Below are 23,701 nucleotides of genomic sequence, written 5' to 3' on the forward strand. Positions count from 1 at the left end.
CCCTTTGATCCACCGCACTCCAGCAGTTCAGCACTCCAGCACTGCCGCACCGCTCCGCCGTTCAGCCCGAAAGGAACCAGCCGTGATAGTCGTCGCCGGAGAGGCCCTGATCGACCTCGTGCCGCAGGGCGGGGCCGCCGATGACGGTGGCGACCTGCCCGCGCTCGCGCCCCGGCTGGGCGGCGGCCCCTTCAACACCGCGGTGGCCGTCGGCCGGCTCGGCTCCCCCGTGGCCTTCTGCTCGCGGGTCTCCCGCGACGCGTTCGGCGAGGCACTGCTCGGCGGGCTCGCGCGGGCGGGTGTCGACGTGTCGTACGTCCAGCGGGGCGACGAACCGACGACGCTGGCGGTCGCGTCGGTCGCCGCGGACGGATCGGCCCGTTACTCGTTCTACGTCGACGGCACGGCCGACCGGCTCTTCTCGGTGCCCGACCGGCTCCCGCCGGGCACACGCGCGGTGTCGTTCGGTACGTGCTCGCTGGTTCTTGAGCCGGGCGCGAGCGCGTACGAGGAGCTGATGAGGTCGGCCTCGGCCCAGGGCGTGTTCACCGCGCTCGACCCGAACATCCGGGCCGGCCTCATCCCCGACCCGGACGCGTACCGGGCGCGCTTCAAGAGCTGGCTCCCCTCGACCGGCCTGCTCAAGCTGTCCGAGGAGGACGCGCAGTGGCTGGGCGGCACCCCGCATGAGTGGCTGGCCTCGGGTCCCGCGGCCGTCGTGATGACCCGGGGCGGCGACGGCCTGACGGTCTTCACACGGGGCGGCGCGCGCTACGACGTACCCGGTGAGCGGGTCGAAGTCGTCGACACGATCGGCGCGGGCGACACCGTGAACGCGGCGCTGCTGCACGCCCTGGCCGCCTGGGACGCGCTGTCCGTGGAGGCGGTGGCGGGCCTGGGCGAGGACGACTGGCACCGGCTGCTGCGGTTCGCCGTACGCGCGGCCGCGGTCACCTGCTCGCGGGCGGGCGCCGAACCCCCGTACGCATCCGAACTCCCACCGCTGTAACGGCCGTTCACGCGCGGGTCGACTGTTCACGGACTGCCGGTCACCCGTTGACCGCCCGCAGCGCCCCTGGCCTGCGCCCGTTGAGGCGGTCCAGGGCGGACGCCGTGGTGTCGTCGGCCGGGAGGTGGATGACCAGGTTCTGGCCGTCGGCGTCGGGCATGGACAGCGTCTCGTAGGCCAGGCGGAGTGTGCCCGCCTCCGGGTGCGCGACGACGTCCACGCCGGTGCGCCGGGGCAGGGAGGGGACGGCGGCGAGCCGGTCGGCGAAGGGCGCCCCCGCGGTGACGGTCAGTTCGTCGACGAGCGCGGCGACGTGCGGGTCGTGGATCGATGCCCCGTGCCGGAGGTGGGAGACCTGCTCGTCGGCCACGCGGTCCCATTCGGGGTACGCGGTGCGGGCGCGCTCGTCGGTGAAGACGTACCGCACGAAGTTCGGCTGTCGGGCGTCGAGGATGCCGAGTGGGCGCGCGTACCGCTCGTAGGCGTCGGTGTACGCGATGACGTCGCCGATCCAGTTGACCAGGACCGCCGGGGTGGGTTCGAGGCGGTCGAGGAGGACGCGCACCGTGGGGCGGATCGTGCGTGAGAGGGAAGCGGCCACCGCCCCGGCGCACAGCATGCCGTCCCCGCCCGACTCCTTCGCGAGGCGGCGGAGCAGGAAGCGCTCGTCGACGGGCAGGAGCAGCGCGTCGGCGAGGGCGCCGAGGACCGGGGGTGACGGGTTGCGATCGCGGCCCTGTTCGAGACGGGTGAGGTATTCGACGCTGATGCCGGCGAGCGTGGCCAGCTCGGAGCGCCGCAGGCCCGGGGTGCGGCGCCGCGCGCCGGTGGGCAGCCCCACCTCGGCGGGTGTGACGGCTTCGCGCCGGGTGCGCAGATAGGTGCCCAACTCGTTGTCGCTCACCCGTCGAACGTATCAACGTAAGGGGTCTCTGATCGTGGCCCTGTCACTACCAGTCTTGGCCCGGCCTTCCTCCGGCCCGCCGGTGACCGCAGGGTGGACGCATGACCTACGACGACAACTCCGCTGCCACTGCTACGACTCCGGCCACCGCGCTGCCTCTCGCGGCCGGCGACTGGACACTCGACCCGCTGCACTCGGCGGTGAACTTCAGCGTCCGGCACCTCGGGATCGCGAAGGTGCGGGGGCGCTTCGCGCAGGTGGAGGCCGCGCTGCACATCGGCGAGAGGGTGGACGACATCAGGGTGAACGCCACCATCGCACTGGCCTCGATCGACACGGGCAACGCCGACCGTGACGCGCACGTCCGTCAGGCCGATCTGCTGGACGTGGAGCGCCGTCCGACGATGACCTACGTCTCGCACGGCGTGTCGGGTAAGGGCGACGACTGGTCCCTGGAGGGCGAGTTGACCATCGGTGACGTGACGCGGCCGGTGGCGCTCGCCGTGGAGTTCGGCGGGGTGGTGGACGTGCCGATGGACGGGAGCCGGCATGCGGGGTTCGAGGCGACGGGCGAGATCCGGCGGAGCGACTTCGGCCTGGACTTCGGGGCCGGTCTTCTTGGTGATGTTGTCAAGATTCAGCTGGACATGCAGTTCGTCGAGCCGCAGGGCCAGGGTGGCTGACAGCTGAACGCGTGGCGCCCCACGGGGAGTTCCCGTGGGGCGCCAGGTGTTTTCGTGCGGTCGCGGACCGTCCGCGGTCAGGCCTTGCCGGCCCGCGTGGACTTGGCCGCGGTCTTCTTGGCGGCCGTGACCTTCTTCGCCGCGGCCTTCGTGGCGGTCTTGCCGACCGCCGTGGTGTTGGCCCTGGCCACCTTCTTCGCCGGGGCCTTGGCGCTCGCCGAGACGGTCTTCTTCGCGGCCGCGGCCTTCTTCGCCGTGGCCACCGTCTTCTTCGTGCGCGCCGCGGGCACCGACGCGTCGCTGAACCGGTCGGCGCCGAGGATGTCGCGCAGGAACTTGCCGGTGTGACTGGCCGGTTCGCCCGCGACCTCTTCGGGGGTGCCCTCGGCGACGACGAGGCCGCCGCCGTTACCGCCCTCGGGGCCCATGTCGAGGACCCAGTCGGCGGTCTTGATGACGTCGAGGTTGTGCTCGATGACGATCACCGAGTTCCCCTTGTCGACGAGGCCCGACAGGACGGTGATGAGCTTGCTGATGTCCTCGAAGTGCAGACCGGTGGTCGGCTCGTCGAGAACGTAGACGGTGCGTCCCGTGGACCGCTTCTGCAGCTCGCTGGCCAGCTTCACGCGCTGCGCCTCGCCTCCGGAGAGGGTCGGCGCGGACTGCCCGAGCCGGACGTAGCCGAGGCCGACGTCGTTCAGCGTGCGCAGGTGGCGGGCGATGCCCGGGACCGCCTCGAAGAAGCCGAGCGCCTCCTCGATGGGCATGTCCAGGACCTCGGCGATGGACTTGCCCTTGTAGTGGACGTCCAGCGTCTCGCGGTTGTAGCGCGCCCCGTGGCAGACCTCGCACGGGACGTAGACGTCCGGCAGGAAGTTCATCTCGATCTTGATGGTGCCGTCGCCGGAACAGTTCTCGCAGCGGCCGCCCTTGACGTTGAAGGAGAAGCGTCCGGGCAGATAGCCGCGGACCTTCGCCTCGGTCGTCTCGGCGAACAGCTTGCGGACGTGGTCGAAGACTCCGGTGTACGTCGCCGGGTTCGAGCGCGGGGTGCGGCCGATCGGCGACTGGTCGACGTGCACGACCTTGTCGACGAGGTCGTCGCCCTCCACGCGCGTGTGCCGCCCGGGAACGCTGCGCGCCCCGTTCAGCTCGCGGGCGAGGTGCGTGTACAGGATGTCGTTGACCAGCGTCGACTTGCCGGAACCGGAGACACCGGTGACCGCGGTCAGGACGCCGAGCGGGAACGACACGTCGATGTCGCGCAGGTTGTTCTCGCGGGCGCCGTGCACGGTCAGCCTGCGGGTCGGGTCCACGGGGCGCCGGATGTCCGGCAGCGGGATGGACTTCTTGCCCGCCAGGTACTGGCCGGTCATCGACTCGGCGTTGGCGAGCAGCTCCTTCAAGGGACCGCTGTGGACGACCTTGCCGCCGTGCTCACCCGCGCCGGGGCCGATGTCGACGACCCAGTCGGCGACCTTGATGGTGTCCTCGTCGTGCTCGACGACGATGAGTGTGTTGCCCATGTCGCGCAGCCGTACGAGGGTCTCGATCAGGCGGTGGTTGTCGCGCTGGTGCAGGCCGATCGAGGGCTCGTCCAGGACGTAGAGCACGCCGACCAGGCCGGAGCCGATCTGTGTCGCGAGGCGGATGCGCTGGGCCTCGCCGCCGGAGAGGGTGCCGGCCGCGCGGTTGAGCGAGAGGTAGTCGAGGCCTACGTCGACGAGGAACCGCAGCCGCTCGTTGACCTCCTTGAGGACCCGCTCGGCGATCTTCTTGTCGCGCGCGTTGAGCTTCAGCTCGCCCAGGAAGTCCGCGCAGTCGCTGATGGACATCGCGGAGACCTCGGCGATGGACTTCTCCATCACCGTGACGGCGAGAACGATCGGCTTGAGGCGCGTGCCCTCACAGGTGGGGCAGGGCACCTCGCGCATGTAGCCCTCGAAGCGCTCGCGGCTGGAGTCGCTCTCGGCCTCGCTGTGGCGCCGCTTGACGAACGGGACGGCGCCTTCGAAGGGGGTCGTGTAGACCCGCTCGCGGCCGTACCGGTTGCGGTAGCGGACCTCGATCTGCGTCTTGTGGCCGTACATGAGGGCCTTCTTGGCCCGCTGCGGCAGGCCCGCGAAGGGGATGTCGGTCCGGAATCCCAACGCGTCCGCGAGGGCGCCGATGAGGCGTCCGAAGTAGTCCTTGGTGTGCCCGTGCGACCAGGGGTGGATGGCGCCCTCGTCGAGGGACTTGTCCTCGTCCGGGACGATCAGCTCGGGGTCGACCTCCATGCGCGTGCCGATGCCTGTGCAGTCCGGGCAGGCGCCGAAGGGCGAGTTGAAGGAGAAGGAGCGCGGCTCCAGCTCCTCGAAGGACAGGTCGTCGTACGGGCAGTACAGGTGCTCCGAGTACATGCGCTCGCGCTCGGGGTCGTCCTCGGGGAGGTCGACGAAGTCGAGCACGACCATGCCTCCGGAGAGGCCGAGCGCGGTCTCCACGGAGTCGGTCAGGCGGCGCTTGGCGGACTCCTTCACCGTGAGGCGGTCGACGACCACCTCGATGGTGTGCTTCTCCTGCTTCTTCAGGGTGGGCGGTTCCGACAGCTGGATCGTCTGTCCGTCGACCCGCGCGCGGCTGTACCCCTTGGTCTGGAGGTCGGCGAAGAGGTCGACGAACTCGCCCTTGCGCTCGCGCACGAGCGGCGACAGGACCTGGAAGCGGCTGCCCTCGGGCAGGTCGAGGACCTTGTCGACGATGGCCTGCGGCGACTGGCGCGAGATGGGACGGCCGCACTCGGGACAGTGCGGCTTGCCGATGCGCGCGAAGAGCAGGCGCAGGTAGTCGTAGACCTCGGTGATGGTGCCGACCGTGGAGCGCGGGTTGCGCGAGGTCGACTTCTGGTCGATCGAGACGGCCGGGGAGAGGCCCTCGATGAAGTCGACGTCCGGCTTGTCCATCTGGCCGAGGAACTGACGGGCGTACGAGGAGAGCGACTCGACGTAGCGCCGCTGCCCCTCGGCGAAGATCGTGTCGAAGGCGAGCGACGACTTGCCGGACCCCGACAGACCCGTGAAGACGATGAGCGAGTCGCGCGGAAGGTCGAGCGAGACGTTTCGGAGATTGTGCTCGCGCGCGCCACGGACGATGAGACGGTCGGCCACGCCGGTCCGCACCTTTCTTGAGAGAAGCAACAGGGGCGGGGCCCCTGTCTTTCGAGACTAGGGGGGCCACCGTCAGCGATGGACTGTTTTCCATGGTTGGTAACAAACCCGGACCACCAAGAATGCCCGATGCCGCTCCCGAGCCTATAGCACGTACATTCGATTCTGGGCCTCGGTCGGCCGCCTTCACCCGATCGAGTGGCGGCGCTATCGTCTGCGCCATGAGCGATCATGCGCGCGACCTGGCTTCTGTACGTGAAGCGACCGACCGGCTCCTCACCGCTGTCGGCACGCTGGACAACGCGGCTGTGGCCGAGTCGTCACGGCTTCCCGGCTGGACCCGGGGTCATGTCCTCGCCCATATCGCCCGGAACGCGGACGCACTCGCGAACGTCCTCGCGGGCCGGCCCATGTATCCGAGCGCCGAGGCGCGCGACGCGGACATCGAGCGGGACGCGCCGCGCGACCTTCGCGAGCAGCTCGATGACCTGCGGACCAGCGCCGCCGGCTTCGATCGCCTGGCCGAGGCCCCGGCCGACTGGGCGCGCACGGTCGAGCTGCGCAACGGCGTCAAGGACTCCGCCTCCCGGATCCCCTTCCGGCGCTGGGGCGAGGTCGACCTACACCACGTCGACCTCGGGATCGGGTACGAGCTGGAGGATCTGCCGGCGGAGTTCGTCGAGCGGGAGATCGACTTCCTCGCCGAGCGCTTCGCGGGGCACCAGGACATGCCGTCGACCGGCCTGAAGTCGGACGGCGGCCGGGTCTGGACGACGGGCGGCGGCGCCGGTACGGGTCCGGTCGGCGTCGCAGGTCCCGCCCCGGAGCTGCTCGGCTGGCTCTCGGGGCGGCGCGACGGCTCCGGGCTCACCGTCGAAGGCGGCACGCTGCCTGTCGTACCCCCGCTATAGGCTGATCCCATGACGTACAGCGGAGCGGTGAAGGTCGGCGGCCCGGCGGATGTGCACGAGCTGCAGAACCTGATGATCTCCAAGGTCGCGGTCGGCGCGATGAACAACAACGCGTATCTGCTGCGCTGCCGCGCCACCGGCGAGCAGCTCCTGATCGACGCGGCCGCCGACCCGGAGACGCTGCTGACCCTGATCGGGGACGACGGCATCGCGTCCGTCGTCACGACGCATCAGCACGGGGACCACTGGCAGGCGCTCGCCCGGGTCGTGGAGGTCACCGGCCCGCGTACGTACGCGGGCCGTTACGACGCGGAGGGTATCCCGGTGCCCACGGACGTGCTCGTCGAGGACGGTGACACGATCAACGTCGGCCGGGTCTCGCTGACCGCCCGGCATCTGGTCGGCCACACGCCCGGCTCGATCGCCCTCGTGTACGACGACCCGCACGGCCACCCCCATGTCTTCACCGGGGACTGCCTGTTCCCGGGCGGCGTGGGGAACACGTGGAAGGACCCGAAGGCCTTCGCGAGCCTGATCGACGACGTCGAGTCGAAGATCTTCGACCGGCTCCCCGACGAGACGTGGGTCTACCCCGGGCACGGGAACGACACGACGCTCGGCGCCGAGCGTCCGCATCTGCCGGAGTGGCGCGAGCGCGGCTGGTGAGTCAACGCCCGGCGGCGCCGGGCGTGTTCACTCCACGGAGCTTCGAGGGCCGGCGGTACTAGACCGTCGCGACGCCGGGCTCCGCGAGGGCCGCCACCCGCTCCACCGCGAACGCGTATCCCTGAACGCCGCATCCGGCGATCACGCCGTCCGCCCGGAGGGACACGTAGGAGTGGTGCCTGAACTCCTCGCGCTGGTGGATGTTGGAGATGTGGACCTCGATGACCGGCAGGCCGTCGCACGCGTTGAGGGCGTCCAGGATCGCGACCGAGGTGTGCGAGTAGGCAGCCGGGTTGATCACGATGCCCACGTGGTTCTGGCGCGCCTCGTGGATCCAGTCCACCAGCTCGCCCTCGTGGTTGGACTGCCGGAAGTCGACACTCCCGCCGTGTGCGGCCGCGGCCTTGGCGCACAGGGCCTCGACGTCCGCGAGGGTGTCGGACCCGTAGATCTCCGGCTGCCGGCGGCCGAGGAGATTCAGGTTCGGGCCGTTCAGAACCATGATCGGGGCGTTGGCGAGGGTGCGGGGCACAGGGGACCTCCGTGCGTCGGGCGGCTGCTCACCCAGGGTCTATCACGAGGCGTCACGGTGCTGCCCAGCCGTATCACCATGGCCGGTCGCCATGGCCGTCACGGCGTGACGGCGAGCTCCACGTACGCGGCGAACACCACGAGGTGGACTCCGCCCTGGAGCGGGGTGGCGCGGCCGGGGACGACGGTCAGCGTGCTCACCAGCATCGTGAGGACCAGCAGCACCATCTGCGTGGCACCGAGCCCGAGGACGAGAGGCCCCGACAGCCAGAACGACGCGATGGCGACGGCCGGGATGGTCAGCCCGATGCTGGCCATCGCGGATCCGAGCGCGAGGTTGAGGCTCGTCTGGACGCGGTCACGGCGGGCCGCGCGCAGGGCCGCGATCGTCTCGGGCAGCAGGACGAGGAGCGCGATGATCACGCCGACGACGGAGTGCGGCAGTCCGGCGGCCTCGACGCCGGACTCGATCGTCGGGGACACGCCTTTGGCGAGGCCGACGACGGCGACGAGGGCGAGTCCGAGGAAACCGAGGCTGATCAGGGCGATGCGGGTGGTGGGTGCGTCCGCGTGGTCGTCGCCGTCGATGACGTTGCCCTGCTTGGTGATCGGCAGGAAGTAGTCGCGGTGCCGCACGGTCTGGGTCGCCACGAAGATCCCGTACAGGACGAGGGCCGCGGAGGCCGCGAAGATCAGCTGCGTCGTGGAGAACTCCGGGCCCGGCTTGCTCGTGGTGAACGTCGGCAGGACCAGGCAGAGCGTGGCCAGGGTGGCGACCGTGGCGAGCGCGCCGCCGGTGCCCTCGGACTGGAAGACGGCGATGCGGTGCCGGAACGCGGCGGCGAGCAGGCTCAGTCCGACGATGCCGTTGCACGTGATCATGACGGCGGCGAAGACGGTGTCGCGGGCGAGGGTGGCGCCCTTCTCGCCGCCGTCGACCATCAGGGTGACGATCAGCGCCACCTCGATGACGGTGACAGCGACGGCGAGTACGAGGGAGCCGAAGGGTTCACCGACGCGGTGGGCCACCACCTCGGCGTGGTGGACGGCCGCGAGCACGGACACCGCGAGCACGACGGAAACGAAGGCGACAACGGCACCGGGCAGTGAGCGGCCCCAGGTGAACACCAGCAGGACGACCGCGAGGACGGGGACGACGGCCGTCCATTGCGTGACCAGTCTCCGGAGCCCAGCGATCATGCCATTGATGGTGCACCGACGGTGCGCGGGCCGCGACTTCGGGACGGGCGCGTGTGCGTGGGGCTCGAACGAGGCAAGGAGCGCGCGGCCGGCAGCCGCGCGCTCCTTCTCCGTACCGGTCCGGCGGTCAGGCCTGGACGCTGTCCTTGCGGGCGCCGTCGGTCGCGTCGCCGCCCTGGTCGTCGTCCCCGCCGTCGACGGCCTGCTTCTTGGAGGCGATGAGGCTGGCGATGGTGGTGATCGCCAGGACGCCGCAGATGACGCCCAGGGAGACCGGGATGGAGATCTCCGGCACGTGCACCCCGGACTCGTGCAGCGCGTGCAGGACGAGCTTCACGCCGATGAAGCCGAGGATCACCGACAGGCCGTAGCTGAGGTAGACCAGCTTCCGGAGGAGTCCGCCGATGAGGAAGTAGAGCTGGCGCAGACCCATCAGAGCGAACGCGTTGGCCGTGAAGACGATGTACGGGTCCTGGGTCAGGCCGAAGATCGCCGGGATCGAGTCCATCGCGAACAGCACGTCGGTCGTGCCGATCGCGAGCATGACGACCATGAGCGGCGTCAGGATCCGCTTGCCGTTGACCCTGATGAACAGCTTCGTGCCGTGGTACCGGTCGGCGACGCCGAACTTCTTCTCGATGGACTTGAGGAGGCGGTTCTCCTCGAACTCGTCTTCCTCGTCGTCCGACATCGCTTCCTGGATGAGCTTCCAGGCGGTGTAGATGAGGAACGCGCCGAAGATGTAGAAGACCCACGAGAAGTTGGCGATGACCGCGGCACCGGCCGCGATGAAGATGGCGCGCAGCACCAGGGCGATCAGTACACCGAACAGCAGGACGCGCTGCTGGAGCTGGGACGGCACCGAGAACTTCGCCATGATCAGGATGAAGACGAAGAGGTTGTCGACGCTCAGCGACTTCTCGGTGATGAAGCCGGCGAAGAACTCGCCCGAAGCCTGTGAGTTCCCCCAGATCAGCAGACCGATCCCGAAGAGGGCGGCCAGCACGATCCAGACGACCGTCCAGATTCCGGCTTCCTTGATCGATACGTCGTGGGGCTTGCGCCCGATGAAGAAGTCGACCGCGATCAGGGCGACCAGACCAAGAATGGTCAGCACCCAAAGGGTCATCGATACGTCCACTGCGCCTCCGGCGTCGTACGGCTACTGATCAGCGTCGTCGCTGCCGGAGGTCTCTTCCACCCGGGCGGCCTCAGCTCGCCTCGGGCCGACGCCCCGGGACCGATGTCAGTCCGTATTGACGGGAACGCCGCGTTCGGGAGTACTCCCCTCCGCTCGTCGGAGCCTACGGGAGACACCCATGAAACGTAAAGCGTTCGGTAAAGATACGTTCAAAACCGGTGCTCAGAGGAGTCAGATGCCCTGCTCTCGTCGCGCTCTGGCGACCTCTTCGAGGACCTGCTCCAGGATCCGGCTGCCGGGCGGGACATTCGGCGGCTCGTACGTCCACGCGTGCCCCACCCAGGGGTCGGCGAGGTGGTCGTCGGGTACGGGCGTGAGGCGCAGCAGCGCGCGCCAGAGCGGGTCGAGGACCGGTCCGTACTCGGCCGCGTCCTCGCGGTCGGCGACCATCAGGAGGTGGACGCCGACGGCGGGGCCCTCGTCGGCGAGGTAGCGCAGCCGGGTCACCGCACGGTCGTCGAAGCCGTGCGGGAAGTCGTTGACGATCAGCAGCTGCTCGGCGGTGTCCAGGTCGGGCGGCAGCGCGTCGGCCGCTCCGCCGCGGACCGCCATCTGGACGAGATCCACGCGCTGGACGAGCCGCGCGAGCACCTCGGAGACGCCCGTCACCCCGGCGGCCGGCGGCCCGGCGAGCACTCCGGCCCGCACGAGCGGGGCGAGCGCCCCTGCGGCCGATCCGGCCGGGTCGATGACGTGCACGGCGAACTCGCCCGCCGGGTAGACCGCGAGGAGCCGCGCGGCGTGCTCGACGGCGCTCCGCACGGCGCGGCGGCGCAGCTCGTCGGACCCGGTGAGCGCGTCCGCCCCGGAGCGGCCGCTGTCGATCCACATGCCGCGCTCCAGGGGCAGCCGCACGAGCATCGGGATGCGCAGGCCGAGACCGCGGGACTCGGGCAGCTGGAGGTCGCCCAGGCGCAGGGCCATCGGGATCTCCATGGGGCTGCGGTACGCGTGCCAGACCGGATTGTCCCAGCCCGCGTAGGCCGGGGGCAGGGCGGGCTCGACGACGGCGGACTCGGCGGCCAGCTGGGCGAGGTCGCGGTCGAGGGCCTCTCGCGCCTGATCGACGAGTCGGCCGTGCTTGGTGCGGGCGGCCTCGCGCGCGGCGTCGCCCTGGCCGCCGATCCGGCTGCGCGGGTCGGACAGGGCCTTGTCGAGCTCCTGCTCCATACGGGAGTCCGCGAAGTCGACGGCGCTGCGGTACGCGGCGACGCAGCGGGCCAGGTCCTCGAACATGCCCCACACCTGGTTGTAGAGCCGCTCGTCCATGGACCAGCCGGTCGCGTCTCCGGCGACGGGGACGGCGGGCTGCCCCGGCGCGCCGGGGGTCGCCATGGGCGCGGGGGCGGGTGGTGCGGGGGCCTGGCGGCCAGGGTGCGTGTAGTTGACCGGGCCCGTGCCGCCCGTCTGGCCGGAGGCCTGCGGCTGAGGCTCGTGCGTCGGCCGCGGGGCGGGGGGTGACTGGGGTTCGGGGGGCGACTGGGGCTGCGGGGAGCGGGGCGGGGTGGTGTTCGGCATCGCGGCGCCGGCGAGGGACGCCCCCGCTCCGGTGTCCGCCATGGCGCTCGCCCCGGAGGCCGCTGTCCGGGGCGGAGGCGGCGCCACCGTACGCGCGAGGCCCCGCGCCACCGCTTCGCCGACCTCGCCGGCGAGAGCTCCCGCGTCCGGGAGTCCCTGGTCCGTCAGGAGTGCTCCGAGGCCGCCCGCGTACCCCTGGCCCACCGCGCGCACCTTCCACGCGCCCTGGCGGCGGTACAGCTCCAGGGCCACGACGGCGGACTCGGCGTCGAGGTCGGTGATGGTGTAGCTGGCGACCTCGGAGCCGTCGAGTCCGGTGACGGCGACGAAGGGGGCCGCGACGGCGCCGAAGCGGTCTGGGTCACCGGGTCCGGTGGGCAGCGCGAGCAGCACGCTGACGCGGTGGGCGGCCTCGGGCACGGCGTCCAGGTCGACGGCGAGGCGATGGTCGGCCGCCGCCTGCCGGGGGACCTCGAGCCCAGGCAGCGCGGGGGCGCCGGGGTGGGCGACCCAGTCGCGGCCGTGCACCTTGCCCTGGTCGTCGCTGAGCGTCGCGCCCGCCACGATCGGCGCTCCCGCCGACACGCGGATCTCCAGACGGTTCTGGGTGAGGGGGTGGTTCTGCCCCCGGACCAGCTCGGCCGTCATCGCCTTCTCCCCCTCGTCCCGTCCGTCTGCTCTCGCGTCCCCGCTACCTCACAGGCCCGGCAGGATCGCCGGCATGAGGTCCTGGAACGTGCGGCCGTTGGCCGGCGCGCCCAGGGCCGTCATCTGCCAGCCGGCGCCCGCGCGGTGCACCTTCGCCATGATCTGGGCGGTGTACTGGCCGCCGCCGTCGAGCGTGTAGCGCGCCAGCTCCTGGCCGTTGGTCTCGTCGACCAGGCGGCAGAACGCGTTCTGCACCTCCTGGAAGGTCTGGCCGGTGAACGAGTTCACCGTGAAGACGATCTGGTCGACGTGGACCGGGACGCGCTGGAGGTCGACGAGAATCGCCTCGTCGTCGCCGCCCTGGCCGGCGCCGCCGACGAGGTTGTCACCGGTGTGGCGCACGGAGCCGTCGTCGCTGACGAGGTGGCGGAAGAAGACGACGTCCACCGGCTGCTTGTCCGCGAACAGAACCGCCGAGGCGTCGAGGTCGATCTCCCGCGTGCGGGTCCCGAACAGGCCGCGGCGCGGGGCGGCCTGCCAGCCGAGTCCCATCCGGACGGCCGTGAGGTTGCCCCCGTCCTGCTTCTGCAGGCTGATCGCCTGGCCCTTGCTCAGATTGACACCAGGACCCTTGGAAAAGTTGGCCGTCACGCGTCCGTCCCCTCTCGAACTGTGCTCTGCACCGCCCGTCCGGACGGTTGAGGGAACCCTACGCAGGGCCACTGACAACGCCGCACACCGGCAAGGACTTTGTGTCGGTGTTGCAACACACCGTGCGGCATGCCGGATCCGTCCGGCATGCCGTGGGGCGTGCGGGGCGCCGTGAGGCGTGCGGGATGCGTCAGGCCAGCCCGGCTTCCTTCATCTGGCGCAGCTCCTTCTTCATCTCCGACACCTCGTCACGCAGGCGCGCGGCGATCTCGAACTGGAGATCCCCGGCGGCCGCCCGCATCCGGTCGGTCAACTCCTCGATCTGCTCGGCGAGTTCGGCCGCGGGACGGTCGGTGGGCACCGTCTGCGCCGCCTTGCCCTTGGCGGCCTTGCCGCCGGTCTTCTTGGCGCCCGCCTTGGCGAGCGCGGGCACGGGCGCCTTGGCACCCTTGCCGTCCTTCACGCCCTTGCGGTAACCGGAGCCGAGGAGTTCCTCGGTGTCGACGTCCTCGCGCGCGATGGACGCGACGATGTCGTTGATCTTCTTGCGGAGGGGCTGGGGGTCGATCCCCTTCTCCGTGTTGTACGCGATCTGCTTCTCCCGGCGGCGGTTGGTCTCGTCGATGGCCTTCTCCATCGCCGGGGTGATCTTGTCCGCGTACATATGGACCTGGCCGGACACGTTGCGCGCGGCGCGGCCGATGGTCTGGATCAGTGAGGTGCCGGAGCGCAGGAAGCCCTCCTTGTCGGCGTCGAGGATGGCCACCAGGGAGACCTCGGGCAGGTCGAGGCCCTCACGGAGCAGGTTGATGCCGACGAGGACGTCGTACTCGCCCGCGCGCAGTTCGCGCAGCAGCTCGACGCGGCGCAGTGTGTCGACGTCGCTGTGCAGGTAGCGCACCTGGATGCCCAGTTCCAGGAAGTACTCGGTGAGGTCCTCGGCCATCTTCTTGGTGAGGGTGGTGACGAGGACGCGCTCGTCCTTCTCGGTGCGCTTGCGGATCTCGTGCACCAGGTCGTCGATCTGGCCCTCGGTGGGCTTGACCACGACCTCGGGGTCGATGAGGCCCGTGGGGCGGATGATCTGCTCCACGAAGCCGTCGCCGCGCGCGAGCTCGTACTTGCCCGGGGTGGCCGACAGATAGACGGTCTGGCCGATGCGCTCCTGGAACTCCTCCCACTTCAGGGGGCGGTTGTCCAGGGCGGACGGGAGCCGGAAGCCGTGGTCGACGAGTGTGCGCTTGCGGGAGGCGTCACCCTCGTACATGGCGCCGATCTGCGGCACGGTGACGTGCGACTCGTCGATGACGAGGAGGAAGTCGTCCGGGAAGTAGTCGAGCAGTGTGTTCGGCGGGGAGCCGGGCGAGCGGCCGTCGAAGTGCATCGAGTAGTTCTCCACGCCGGAGCAGGAGCCGATCTGACGGAGCATCTCGAGGTCGTACGTGGTGCGCATGCGCAGCCGCTGGGCCTCGAGCATCTTGCCCTGCTTCTCCAGCTCCGTGAGGCGCTCCCCGAGCTCCTTCTCGATGTCGTTGGCCGCGCGCTCCAGGCGCTCGGGGCCCGCCACGTAGTGCGTGGCCGGGAAGACGTACAGCGACTCGTCGTCGCTGATGACCTCGCCGGTGAGGGGGTGGAGGGTGGAGAGCGACTCGATCTCGTCGCCGAACATCTCGATGCGGACGGCGAGCTCCTCGTAGACCGGGAAGATCTCGATGGTGTCGCCGCGGACGCGGAACGTGCCGCGGCTGAAGGCCACGTCGTTGCGCGTGTACTGGATGTCGACGAAGCGGCGCAGCAGATCGTCCCGGTCGATCTCGTCGCCGACCTTGAGCGACACCATGCGGTCGACGTACTCCTGCGGCGTGCCCAGGCCGTAGATGCACGAGACGGAGGCGACCACGACGACGTCACGCCGGGTGAGCAGCGAGTTCGTCGCGGAGTGGCGCAGGCGCTCCACCTCCTCGTTGATCGAGGAGTCCTTCTCGATGTAGGTGTCCGACTGCGGGACGTACGCCTCGGGCTGGTAGTAGTCGTAGTACGAGACGAAGTACTCGACCGCGTTGTTCGGCAGCAGCTCGCGGAACTCGTTGGCCAGCTGGGCGGCCAGGGTCTTGTTCGGCGCCATCACGAGGGTGGGGCGCTGGAGCTTCTCGATCATCCACGCGGTGGTGGCGGACTTACCTGTTCCGGTCGCGCCGAGGAGGACGACATCCTTCTCACCTGCGGTGATGCGCCGCTCCAGGTCGGCGATGGCTGTCGGCTGGTCGCCGCTTGGCTGGTAGGGACTGACGACCTCGAAAGGCGCCACCGTGCGTTCGATCTTGGATACGGGCCGCATGGAATCCACCGTACGACCCCGCACTGACAACGGGGCAGGATCAGCCTGCCCGCCGCAGGGGGCGGACGGTCCGGCCCGCCCTGCTCGCGGCCTCGACGGCGTCCCGCCGGTCCGGCCTGCCCGTCATCATCATCGGGTCGAACACCACCACGACGCCGGCCAGCAGCAGGAAGCACAGGGGGCCGATCATCAGGGGCGCGAGGAGTTCGGCGGAGGTGTCACCGGCAGGGGTGCCGCCGCTTCCGTGCACGTGGACGCTGAGGGCGGCCATTCCGGTGTAGTGCATGCCGGTGACCGCGAGGCCCATGACGAGGCTCGCGCCGACGCTCCAGCTGAACCCCCTGACCTGGACCGCGGCCCAGAGCGCGGCGGTGGCGGCGGCCATGGCGATCACTACGGAGACGCCGACCGTGAAGGTGTTGTACTGAAGCGTCCCGTGTAGGCGCATGCCGGCCATGCCGAGGTAATGCATCGACGCGACGCCCAGTCCGGTGACCGTGCCGCCGGTGAACAGGGCCGTCCCTGTAGCGCCCCGGTAGCCGACGATGAAGATGCCTATCCCGACCATGACGATGGCGACGCCCAGGCTCGCGAAGGTCGTCGGTTTGTCGTAGTGGATCGGGGTGCCCTGCACGCGGAAGCCCATCATCGCGATGAAGTGCATCGTCCAGATTCCGGACCCGATCGCAGCCGAGCCGAGCGCAAGCCAGCCGGGCCGCCAGGACTGGGTGACGAGCAGCGATCTGGTGGTGCAGCGCAGGCCCAGCGCCCCGCCGAGGCAGGCCATGAAGAACGCCACCAGCGGTGTGACCAGCCCATAGCTGAATCCGTCGACCGTGCCCTGCATCCGCCGCAGCCTTTCCGCCCTGATGTTCCTGATGCGTTCCGTTTGCGCCCCTGGCAGCGGCTGCCGGGAGCGACCGCGATTGGAGCAGAGATTAAGGCTCCCGCAGGAACGTCTGAACGATTTTCCGGCAAAGCCTCACGACACCCACGCTCGGGGTGCACGTCCTCCCACCACTCCGTTCAGTGTGTGGCCATCCTTCACCTGTCTTCCGTTGGCAACTCACTGTCACTGTCGTTCAGTCCTTGATCCCTCGACGCGAGGAGTACACGTGTCCGCACGCGCAGCCACCGCGACCGCCGCCCTGGTGGGATTCGTCGGCGTCCTGGTCCTCCCCACCGCCGCCGAGGCGGCCCCGCGGAACAACGCACCTGTGGTCGTCGCACACCGCGGCGCCTCCGGGGACGCGCCCGAGAACACCCTGCAGGCCATCGACAAGGCGGACAAGCTCGGCTTTGACTGGGTCGAGAACGATGTGCAACGCACCAGGGACGGCCGGCTCGTCGTCATCCACGACACGAACCTGGCACGCACCACCAACGTCGAGCAGGTGTTCCCCGGCCGCGCTCCGTACAACGTCCGCGACTTCACCGCCGCGGAGATCGCCAAGCTCGACGCCGGCCGCTGGAAGGGCGCCGAGTTCAAGGGTGCCCGCGTCCCGACCCTCACCCAGTACCTGGACCGGGTCGACCACAACCACCAGAAGCTCCTCATGGAAATCAAGAACCCGGAACTCTACCCGGGCATCGAGACGGACATCCTGCACGTGCTCGGCAAGGAGGGCTGGCTCAACCGCGATCACGTCAAGAACCGCCTGGTGGTCCAGAGCTTCAGCGCCGACAGCGTACGGACCGTGCACGTGCTCCGCCCCGACATCACGACGGGCTTCCTCGGTACCCCCGCCGTGAGCGACCTGCCCCGGTACGCCCGGTTCGCCGACCGGATCCACCCCAGCTACGGGACGATCTCGGACCGGTACGTCACCTCGGTGCACGCCTTCAAGGGCCCGCACGGCAAGCGCCTGAAGCTCTTCACCTGGACCGTGAACGACGCGGCGACCGCGCGGCGCGTGGCCGGTCTCGGCGTGGACGGCATCATCAGCAACTTCCCGGATGTCGTGCGCAAGGCGGTGGGCGGCGGCCAGTAGAGCCGACGGCGGGCCGGGGAAGGCGAGGCCGACGGACGGCGCGGCCCGTTGTCAGTGGCTCCCCGTACCGTGGTCGGCATGAACGCCACTGGGCAGAAAGCCACTGGGGAAAGCACCGCCGGGGACAGGACCGCAGACGGGCGCGGGCTCACGGCCGTCTGGGCCGTCGTCGGCACCGACATCGGGCCGCTGCTCCTCGCCGCGACGGACGCCGGCCTGGTGAATGTCGTCTTCCACGCCTTCCCCGCCGTGCGGGACTCCGCGGTCGAGCGGCTCGGCTCCCGGCTCGGGACCGAGCCGGTCGAGGCCCCGGACTCGCCGCTCCTGGCCGAGCCCATACGCCAGCTGGAGGCCTACTTCGCCGGTGAGCGGCGCGACTTCGAGCTGCCGCTCGACTGGTCGCTGATCTCCGGGTTCAACCGGCAGGTGCTGCGCGAGCTGGCGTCCGGCGTCCCGTTCGGCTCGGTCGTCGGTTACGGGGATCTGGCGGGCCGCGTCGGACAGCCGGGTGCGGCGCAGGCGGTGGGCGTGGCCATGGGTGCCAATCCGCTGCCGGTCGTGGTGCCGTGCCACCGCGTCGTGGAGAGCGACGGCGGCATCGGCGGATTCGGCGGCGGCCTGGAGACGAAGCGGCAGCTGCTCGCGCTGGAGGGTGTCCTTCCGCAGCCGCTGTTCTGAGTCGCGCGAGAAACTGTTCCGAGGCGCGGGAGCGGCTGTTCCGAGCCCCGGGCACTGGTCGGCGCCGGGCCGCGCGGGGATACCCGGTGTTCGAGGGTGGGTGCCGGCTGGCACACTGCGCCGGTGCTCATACCCGATTCCGCCGCGCGCCGCCGCCCTTCCGTCCCCGAGACGCCCCAGGACCTGGCCGGGCTGCGCCGCCGTGTCACCGCCGTACTCGTCGCGAGCCAGATACTCGGCGGGCTCGGCGTCGCAACGGGTATCGCGCTCGCCGCCGTGCTCGCCAAGCAGGTCAGCGGGGACGAGGCACTCTCAGGGCTCGCGCCGACCGCGACGGTCGCCGGGACCGCCCTGCTGTCCGTTCCGCTCGCCGCCCTGATGACGGCGCGGGGGCGTCGGCCCGGGCTCGTCCTCGCGTATCTGATCGGCGCGCTGGGGGCCGGGGTCGTCGTGCTCGCCGCCGCGGTGGGGAGCTTCCCGCTGCTGCTCATCGGCATGGCCGGGTTCGGCGCCGCCTCGTCGGCCAATCTCCAGGCACGGTTCGCGGCCGCCGACCTGGCCGAGCCGCAGCATCGGGCGCGGGCGATCTCGAATGTCGTGTGGGCCACGACGATCGGCGCGGTGCTCGGGCCCAACATCGCGGCGCCCGCGGGCCGCAGCGTCGCCGGACTCGGCATCCCCGCGGCGGCGGGCCCCTTCCTGTGGGCGGCCGGGGTCTTCCTCGTCTCGGCCGTCATGGTGCAGCTCCTGCTGCGTCCCGACCCGCTCCTGACCGCCCGCGCTCTGGCTCCCGAGGAGGAGAAGTCGGCCGGAGGGCGGTCGATCCGTGCCGGGTTCGCCGCGGTCGCCGCGTCGCCACGCGCCCGGCTCGCCCTCGTGACCGTCGCCGTCTCGCACACCGCGATGGTGTCGATCATGTCGATGACGCCGGTCGACCTCGGGCATCACGGTGCGAGCATCGACCTCATCGGCCTGGTCATCAGCGGGCACATCGCGGGCATGTACGCGTTCTCGCCGGTGATGGGCCGGCTGTCGGACCGGCTCGGGCGGCTCTCCGTGATCGGCCTCGCCGTGGGCCTCCTCGCCTGCGCGGCGCTGCTCGCGGGCACGGCGGGCGGCAGCCACGGGCAGACCGCCGCGGGCCTGTTCGTCCTGGGGCTCGGCTGGTCCGCGGGCCTCGTCTCCGGTTCGGCCCTGCTGACCGACTCGGTGCCGCAGGCGGCGCGGGCCGCCGCGCAGGGCCTGTCCGACCTGACCATGAACACGGCGGCGGGCGTCGGCGGCGCGGCAGCGGGCCTGGTCGTGGCGACGGCGAGCTACGCCTGGCTCAACCTGGCCGCGGCCTGCCTCCTGCTGCCACTCGCCGCGCTCACCCTCTTCAGCCGGCGGCCCGCGACGGCGTGATCAGGGCGGCGTGGCGGTAGCCGGTGATCAGGCCACCATGACGCCGGTCAGGGCAGCGTGATGTGGTACGCCTTCCGCAGGGTCTCGTGCACCGTCCATGTCGTACGGTCGCCCTCGCGCAGCACGGCCGCGTCGCCGGGGCCCACCTCCAGCGTCTGCCCGCCCTCGACCTCGACCGTGGCGCGACCGGAGACGACCACGAACAGCTCGTTCGCCTCGGTGTCCGTCACCCTGCCCGGCGTGATCTGCCAGATGCCCCGCAGCTGCTTGCCGTCGGCGGACTCCCAGAGCACCTTGCCCGTGACGACAGGGGCGCCCGACACGATCTGCTCCGGGTCGAGGGGCTCCGGTTCGAGTTCAACGTCCGGGATGTGTACGGCAAAAGAAGCAGTGGCCTGATCATTCGTGGTCATGAACGGTCACTCTAGGGAGCGCAGCCCCCTCTGTTCACTGGACGACCCGTACCTCGGTCACGGCCCGGACTGGACGGCTCGTCAAGGGGAAGAGACCTTGAGACAACGTCCCGGGCGCCGCGTGCCCGGGTTCTAGGGAGTCGTGGGGACATGGAGATTTCCGGCGTCATCAGCGCGATCGTGATCGGCATCGTCATCGGCGTCCTGGGCCGGCTCGCCCTGCCGGGCCGTCAGCGCATCGGCATCCTGGCGACGGTCGTCGTCGGCATCGTGGCCGCGCTGCTCGGTTCGGCCATCGCCGCGGGCATCGGTGTCGCGGACACCAAGGGCGTCGACTGGGTGGAGTGGCTGATCCAGATCGGCCTGGCCGCGCTCGGCGTGGCCCTGCTCGACCGCGGCCGGACGGGCGGCCGGTCGCGCGGCCGTGCGTGGGGCCGCGCGCGCCGCTGAACCGCAACCCTGGTACGGCCCCCCGGTACAGCCGGCCCCTGTACGAGCAGGGCCGCGCCCCCGTATCTGGCCTTTCAGGCCTCGTCGTAGTACCGCGCTTCGAAGACGTTCCCGTCGGGGTCGCGGAAGTAGAAGCTGCGGACGGCCGGGCCGCGGGCGCCGTACGAGTGGCGGCCGTGGTCCGAGACCGGCACCTCGCGCTCCTCCAGACGGGCGCGCAGGCTGTCGTAGCCGCCTTCGGTCAGGGCGATGCACACGTGGTTGACCGGGTGGCCGGCGCTCTTGTCGCCGCCCGGCACCATGTTCATGCGGGCCGCCATGGGCAGCGGCGCGAGGTCGAGGATGGTCTCCTCGTTGAGCCGCACCGAGGGGAACGAGACCGTGCCCTCCTTGAACTCGGCGATCCTGAGGGGTTCGAGGCCGACGGCCTGCTCGTAGAAGTCCGCCGCGGCCACCGGGTCGCTGACCCAGAGCACGACATGGTCGAGGCGTGCCGTGTTGTCCGTCATGCGCTCAGAGTTGTCCGTCATGCGCTCAGGCTGCTCGGCCGGCCGTCGCGCCGCAAGTGTTCGCCGGTACACCGTGAGTGTTTGCCGTCATGCCGCTGGGGTTTGGGCGTGCGCGCCGCCCGCCATGGATGAGGGGAGACCCGACAGGCAGGAGGCAGGCGCGTGGTGCTGGTGTCCGATGAGGTGCGGGAAGCGGTGGCGGCGGGCCGGCCGGTCGTGGCCCTGGAGTCGACGATCATCGCGCACGGGCTGCCGCGCCCGCGCAATCTGCGGGTGGCGCTCGAACTCGAAGAGCTCGTACGCGCCGAGGGAGCGGTCCCCGCGACGATCGCCGTTCTCGACGGAATCCCCCAGGTCGGCCTGGACAAGGGCCAGTTGGAACGGGTCGCGACCGAGGACGGCATCCGCAAGCTGAGTCACCGCGATCTGCCGCTCGCCGTGGCGACGGGTGCGAGCGGGGCGACGACCGTGTCGGCGACAGCGCTGCTCGCGGCGCGCGCGGGGGTACGGGTGTTCGCTACGGGTGGGCTGGGCGGGGTGCACCGGCGGTGGACGGAGACGCAGGACGAGTCGGCCGACCTCGGGCTGCTCGCGCGGACGCGGATCACCGTGGTGTGCGCGGGCGTCAAGTCGATCCTGGACGTACCGGCGACCCTTCAGCGCCTGGAGACCCTGGGAGTGCCGGTGGCCGGGTACGGGACCGGCCGCTTCCCCGGCTTCTATCTGTCCGACTCGGGCCATCCGGTGGACTGGACGCTGCGCGATCCGGCCGAGGTGGCCGGGGTGATGCGGGCTCAGGACACGCTGGGCGGGCCCGAGGCCGCGCTGATCGTGGCGAACCCGGTGCCCGAGGCGGAGCAGCTCGATCCCGCGCTCCACGCGCGCGTGCTGGACGATGCGCTGCACGCGTGTGACGCCGAGGGCGTCACGGGGCAGGCGGTCACGCCGTTCCTCCTGGACTACCTGGTACGGCACACGGACGGCGCCTCACTGGAGGCCAACCTCGCGGCGGTACGCGGCAACGTACGGCTCGCGGCGCGCATCGCGGCGGCATGGGCGCGGCCGTGAGCGGAACACTCCTGGTCGTCGGGGACGTCGTCACGGACATCGTGGCCCGGCACGGCGCCCCGCTCGCGGCGGGCACGGACACAGCGGCGGAGATCCGTACGCTGCCGGGGGGCGCGGGGGCGAACGTGGCGTGCTGGGCGGCCCATTCGGGCTGCCCGGACGTGGCGTTGCTCGGGCGGGTCGGCGCGGACTCGGCGGCCTGGCACGGGGAGGCGCTCACGCGCGCGGGGGTGCGTCCCCGGCTCGTCGTCGACCCGGAGGCGGCGACCGGCACGGTGATCGCGCTGGTCGACACGGGAGCCGGCGCCGAGCGGACGTTCCTCACGGACAGCGGGGCCTCGCTGCGCCTCTCCCCCGCCGACTGGTCCGCGGACCTGCTCGGCGGGGTCGCGTGGCTGCACCTGTCCGGGTATCTGTTCTTCTCCGCCGAGGGGCGGGGCCTGGTCACGGCGGCGCTGGGCTCGGCACGCGCGCGTGGGGTGCCGGTGAGTATCGATCCCGCTTCGGCGGGCTTCCTCAGGGAGCTGGGGCCCGACCGGTTCCTGGCGCTCGCCAAGGGCGTGGACATCCTGCTGCCCAGCAGGGACGAGGCGGAGCTGTTGAGCGGCGTCGGAAACGCGGAGGTCGCGGCGGCGAAGCTCAGTGGATGGTTCCCGCTGGTCGTCGTCACGTCGGGGGTCGCGGGAGCGGTGGTGGCGCAGGGCGGGTCGGTACGCGCGCGCGTGCCGTCGCTGCCGGCGGTGGCGCGGGACTCGACGGGGGCGGGCGACGCGTTCACGGGCGCGTTCCTCGCCGCGTGGGTGCGGGGCGCCGGGCCCCGGGAGGCGGCGACGGACGGTTGCCACGCGGGGGCGCTGGCGGTGGCGCGGGTGGGGGGCCGACCGCCGCCGCGCTGAGAGCGCCCGGGCCGCCCGCAAACGGGAGAACGGCGGACGTCCTAGGCCCGCTTCCGCCCCCAGGCCGAGATCAGCGGTGCCGTCGCCAAGTCCATCGCGCCGGTCGCGACATCGGCCAGGTGGCGGTCGATCTCCTCGTCCGTGGCGTGGCCCGCGCGGACCAGGGACTCGCGGATCTGCTGGAACGTGGCCGTCTCCAGGGCCCCGCAGGCCTCGGACGTCAGCGGGAAGTACGCGTCGGCCTCCACCTGGTCCAGGCCCGCCTCCCGCAGCAGCCTCGGCAGCCTGCGGCCGTACGACAGGTCGGCGCCGCGCTCCGCGAGCAGTTTGCGGAAGCCGCGGCGGAGCCGGTTCGCCAGCTCCTCGGCGGGGCCGTGCTCGTCGGGGCAGGCGAGCGGCTGGAGCGCGGGGTCGGCATCCTCGACGAGCAGCCGTCCGCCGGGCCGCAGCGCGCGCAGCATGGACTTCAACGCCCGCTCCCTGTCGGGCACATGGACCAGGACGAGCCGGGCATGGACCAGGTCGAAGCCCTCGGCGGGCGGCTCGTGGGCCGCCACGTCGTGGCGGCGGACCTCGATGGGGGAACGGGCGGCGGACGTCTGCCACGAGGTGTCGATGTCGGTGGCGAGGACCCGGCCGGTGGGGCCGACCTTCTTGGCGAGCCAGGAGACCACGGAGGTGCCGCCCGCGCCGACCTCCCAGCAGCGCCAGCCGGGGCCGATGCCCAGCCGTTCGATGTGCCGGAACGTCGTGGGGTCGAAGAGGGTCGAGAAGGCGTCGAAGCGCCGGCCGGCCTCTTGCTGCTGGTTGTCCAGGAGATAGCCCTCGGATCGCGTCATGCCGCGATCATCCCAGTTGTCCGGCCCGGTACCGGGAGGCGGTT

22 protein-coding genes are annotated in these 23,701 nt (G+C 71.0%); 10 read left to right on the plus strand and 12 right to left on the minus strand.

Features of this window, described 5'->3' with window-relative positions; all coding sequences use genetic code 11:
- Positions 1 to 82 precede the first annotated feature (82 nt).
- A complete protein-coding gene (locus ACWIGU_RS20210; RefSeq protein ID WP_454402702.1) occupies positions 83 to 1,009 on the plus strand; it encodes a carbohydrate kinase family protein in 927 nt (308 codons plus the stop codon).
- 40 nt (positions 1,010 to 1,049) lie between these two features.
- Here the strand turns inward: ACWIGU_RS20210 and ACWIGU_RS20215 are convergent, their stop codons facing one another.
- A complete protein-coding gene (locus ACWIGU_RS20215) occupies positions 1,050 to 1,913 on the minus strand; it encodes a helix-turn-helix domain-containing protein (protein WP_454402704.1) in 864 nt (287 codons plus the stop codon).
- Positions 1,914 to 2,014: 101 nt separating this feature from the next.
- On the opposite strand from ACWIGU_RS20215, the gene ACWIGU_RS20220 reads away from it, so the two are divergent.
- Positions 2,015 to 2,596 (plus strand): YceI family protein, encoded by a 582-nt coding sequence (locus ACWIGU_RS20220; protein WP_454402706.1) that lies wholly within the window; start codon positions 2,015 to 2,017, stop codon positions 2,594 to 2,596.
- 77 nt (positions 2,597 to 2,673) lie between these two features.
- On the opposite strand, the gene uvrA is transcribed toward ACWIGU_RS20220, so the two are convergent.
- Positions 2,674 to 5,745, minus strand: coding sequence for an excinuclease ABC subunit UvrA (uvrA, locus tag ACWIGU_RS20225; protein WP_454402708.1), 3,072 nt, complete (start codon positions 5,743 to 5,745; stop codon positions 2,674 to 2,676).
- Between the two features lie 221 nt (positions 5,746 to 5,966).
- On the opposite strand from uvrA, the gene ACWIGU_RS20230 reads away from it, so the two are divergent.
- Positions 5,967 to 6,656: a maleylpyruvate isomerase family mycothiol-dependent enzyme gene (locus ACWIGU_RS20230; protein WP_454402709.1), complete on the plus strand. Its 690-nt coding sequence runs from the start codon at positions 5,967 to 5,969 to the stop codon at positions 6,654 to 6,656.
- Between the two features lie 9 nt (positions 6,657 to 6,665).
- Complete coding sequence (locus ACWIGU_RS20235; RefSeq protein ID WP_454402711.1) at positions 6,666 to 7,322, plus strand: MBL fold metallo-hydrolase; 657 nt, start codon at positions 6,666 to 6,668, stop codon at positions 7,320 to 7,322.
- Between the two features lie 58 nt (positions 7,323 to 7,380).
- Here the strand turns inward: ACWIGU_RS20235 and aroQ are convergent, their stop codons facing one another.
- The 7 genes from aroQ to ACWIGU_RS20270 all read right to left on the minus strand — a co-directional run bounded on the left by aroQ (position 7,381) and on the right by ACWIGU_RS20270 (position 16,256).
- Positions 7,381 to 7,854, minus strand: a complete 474-nt coding sequence (aroQ, locus tag ACWIGU_RS20240; RefSeq protein WP_454402713.1) for a type II 3-dehydroquinate dehydratase — start codon at positions 7,852 to 7,854, stop codon at positions 7,381 to 7,383.
- Positions 7,855 to 7,952: 98 nt separating this feature from the next.
- Positions 7,953 to 9,053, minus strand: coding sequence for a calcium:proton antiporter (locus tag ACWIGU_RS20245; RefSeq protein WP_454402715.1), 1,101 nt, complete (start codon positions 9,051 to 9,053; stop codon positions 7,953 to 7,955).
- A gap of 127 nt (positions 9,054 to 9,180) precedes the next feature.
- Positions 9,181 to 10,194 (minus strand): TerC family protein, encoded by a 1,014-nt coding sequence (locus ACWIGU_RS20250; protein WP_454402717.1) that lies wholly within the window; start codon positions 10,192 to 10,194, stop codon positions 9,181 to 9,183.
- Positions 10,195 to 10,425: 231 nt separating this feature from the next.
- Positions 10,426 to 12,420, minus strand: a complete 1,995-nt coding sequence (locus tag ACWIGU_RS20255) for a TerD family protein (RefSeq protein ID WP_454402719.1) — start codon at positions 12,418 to 12,420, stop codon at positions 10,426 to 10,428.
- A 48-nt stretch (positions 12,421 to 12,468) separates the two neighbouring features.
- Entirely contained in the window at positions 12,469 to 13,071 is a 603-nt protein-coding gene (locus tag ACWIGU_RS20260; RefSeq protein ID WP_454402721.1) for a TerD family protein, read from the minus strand.
- Positions 13,072 to 13,261: 190 nt separating this feature from the next.
- A complete protein-coding gene (gene uvrB / locus ACWIGU_RS20265; protein ID WP_454402723.1) occupies positions 13,262 to 15,409 on the minus strand; it encodes an excinuclease ABC subunit UvrB in 2,148 nt (715 codons plus the stop codon).
- 40 nt (positions 15,410 to 15,449) lie between these two features.
- The gene (locus ACWIGU_RS20270) at positions 15,450 to 16,256 is read right to left on the minus strand and encodes an MHYT domain-containing protein (protein ID WP_454402725.1); all 807 of its coding nucleotides are present in this window, start codon (positions 16,254 to 16,256) and stop codon (positions 15,450 to 15,452) included.
- 268 nt (positions 16,257 to 16,524) lie between these two features.
- Here ACWIGU_RS20270 and ACWIGU_RS20275 point away from each other — a divergent pair, with 268 nt between their 5' ends.
- From ACWIGU_RS20275 to ACWIGU_RS20285, 3 genes are all read left to right on the plus strand, one after another.
- Positions 16,525 to 17,400 carry a glycerophosphodiester phosphodiesterase gene (locus ACWIGU_RS20275; RefSeq protein WP_454402727.1) on the plus strand — a complete coding sequence of 292 codons (876 nt, stop codon included), beginning with the start codon at positions 16,525 to 16,527 and terminating at the stop codon, positions 17,398 to 17,400.
- 78 nt (positions 17,401 to 17,478) lie between these two features.
- Positions 17,479 to 18,078 (plus strand): methylated-DNA--[protein]-cysteine S-methyltransferase, encoded by a 600-nt coding sequence (locus ACWIGU_RS20280; protein WP_454402729.1) that lies wholly within the window; start codon positions 17,479 to 17,481, stop codon positions 18,076 to 18,078.
- Between the two features lie 129 nt (positions 18,079 to 18,207).
- On the plus strand, positions 18,208 to 19,482 hold the full coding sequence (locus ACWIGU_RS20285; protein WP_454403081.1) for an MFS transporter: 1,275 nt from the start codon (positions 18,208 to 18,210) through the stop codon (positions 19,480 to 19,482).
- Positions 19,483 to 19,529: 47 nt separating this feature from the next.
- On the opposite strand, the gene ACWIGU_RS20290 is transcribed toward ACWIGU_RS20285, so the two are convergent.
- Positions 19,530 to 19,895, minus strand: coding sequence for a cupin domain-containing protein (locus ACWIGU_RS20290; RefSeq protein ID WP_454402731.1), 366 nt, complete (start codon positions 19,893 to 19,895; stop codon positions 19,530 to 19,532).
- 150 nt (positions 19,896 to 20,045) lie between these two features.
- On the opposite strand from ACWIGU_RS20290, the gene ACWIGU_RS20295 reads away from it, so the two are divergent.
- Positions 20,046 to 20,345 (plus strand): GlsB/YeaQ/YmgE family stress response membrane protein, encoded by a 300-nt coding sequence (locus ACWIGU_RS20295; RefSeq protein ID WP_100592364.1) that lies wholly within the window; start codon positions 20,046 to 20,048, stop codon positions 20,343 to 20,345.
- A gap of 74 nt (positions 20,346 to 20,419) precedes the next feature.
- Here ACWIGU_RS20295 and ACWIGU_RS20300 read toward each other — a convergent pair whose 3' ends face one another.
- Positions 20,420 to 20,854 carry a VOC family protein gene (locus tag ACWIGU_RS20300; protein ID WP_454403083.1) on the minus strand — a complete coding sequence of 145 codons (435 nt, stop codon included), beginning with the start codon at positions 20,852 to 20,854 and terminating at the stop codon, positions 20,420 to 20,422.
- A 162-nt stretch (positions 20,855 to 21,016) separates the two neighbouring features.
- On the opposite strand from ACWIGU_RS20300, the gene ACWIGU_RS20305 reads away from it, so the two are divergent.
- On the plus strand, positions 21,017 to 21,922 hold the full coding sequence (locus ACWIGU_RS20305) for a pseudouridine-5'-phosphate glycosidase (protein WP_454402733.1): 906 nt from the start codon (positions 21,017 to 21,019) through the stop codon (positions 21,920 to 21,922).
- Positions 21,907 to 22,818, plus strand: coding sequence for a carbohydrate kinase family protein (locus tag ACWIGU_RS20310; protein ID WP_454402735.1), 912 nt, complete (start codon positions 21,907 to 21,909; stop codon positions 22,816 to 22,818). The genes ACWIGU_RS20305 and ACWIGU_RS20310 overlap by 16 nt, the downstream gene beginning before the upstream one ends.
- 41 nt (positions 22,819 to 22,859) lie before the next feature.
- Here the strand turns inward: ACWIGU_RS20310 and ACWIGU_RS20315 are convergent, their stop codons facing one another.
- Positions 22,860 to 23,657: a methyltransferase domain-containing protein gene (locus tag ACWIGU_RS20315; RefSeq protein WP_454402737.1), complete on the minus strand. Its 798-nt coding sequence runs from the start codon at positions 23,655 to 23,657 to the stop codon at positions 22,860 to 22,862.
- Positions 23,658 to 23,701: the final 44 nt, after the last annotated feature.

This window comes from Streptomyces sp. NPDC055400, from assembly GCF_053644375.1.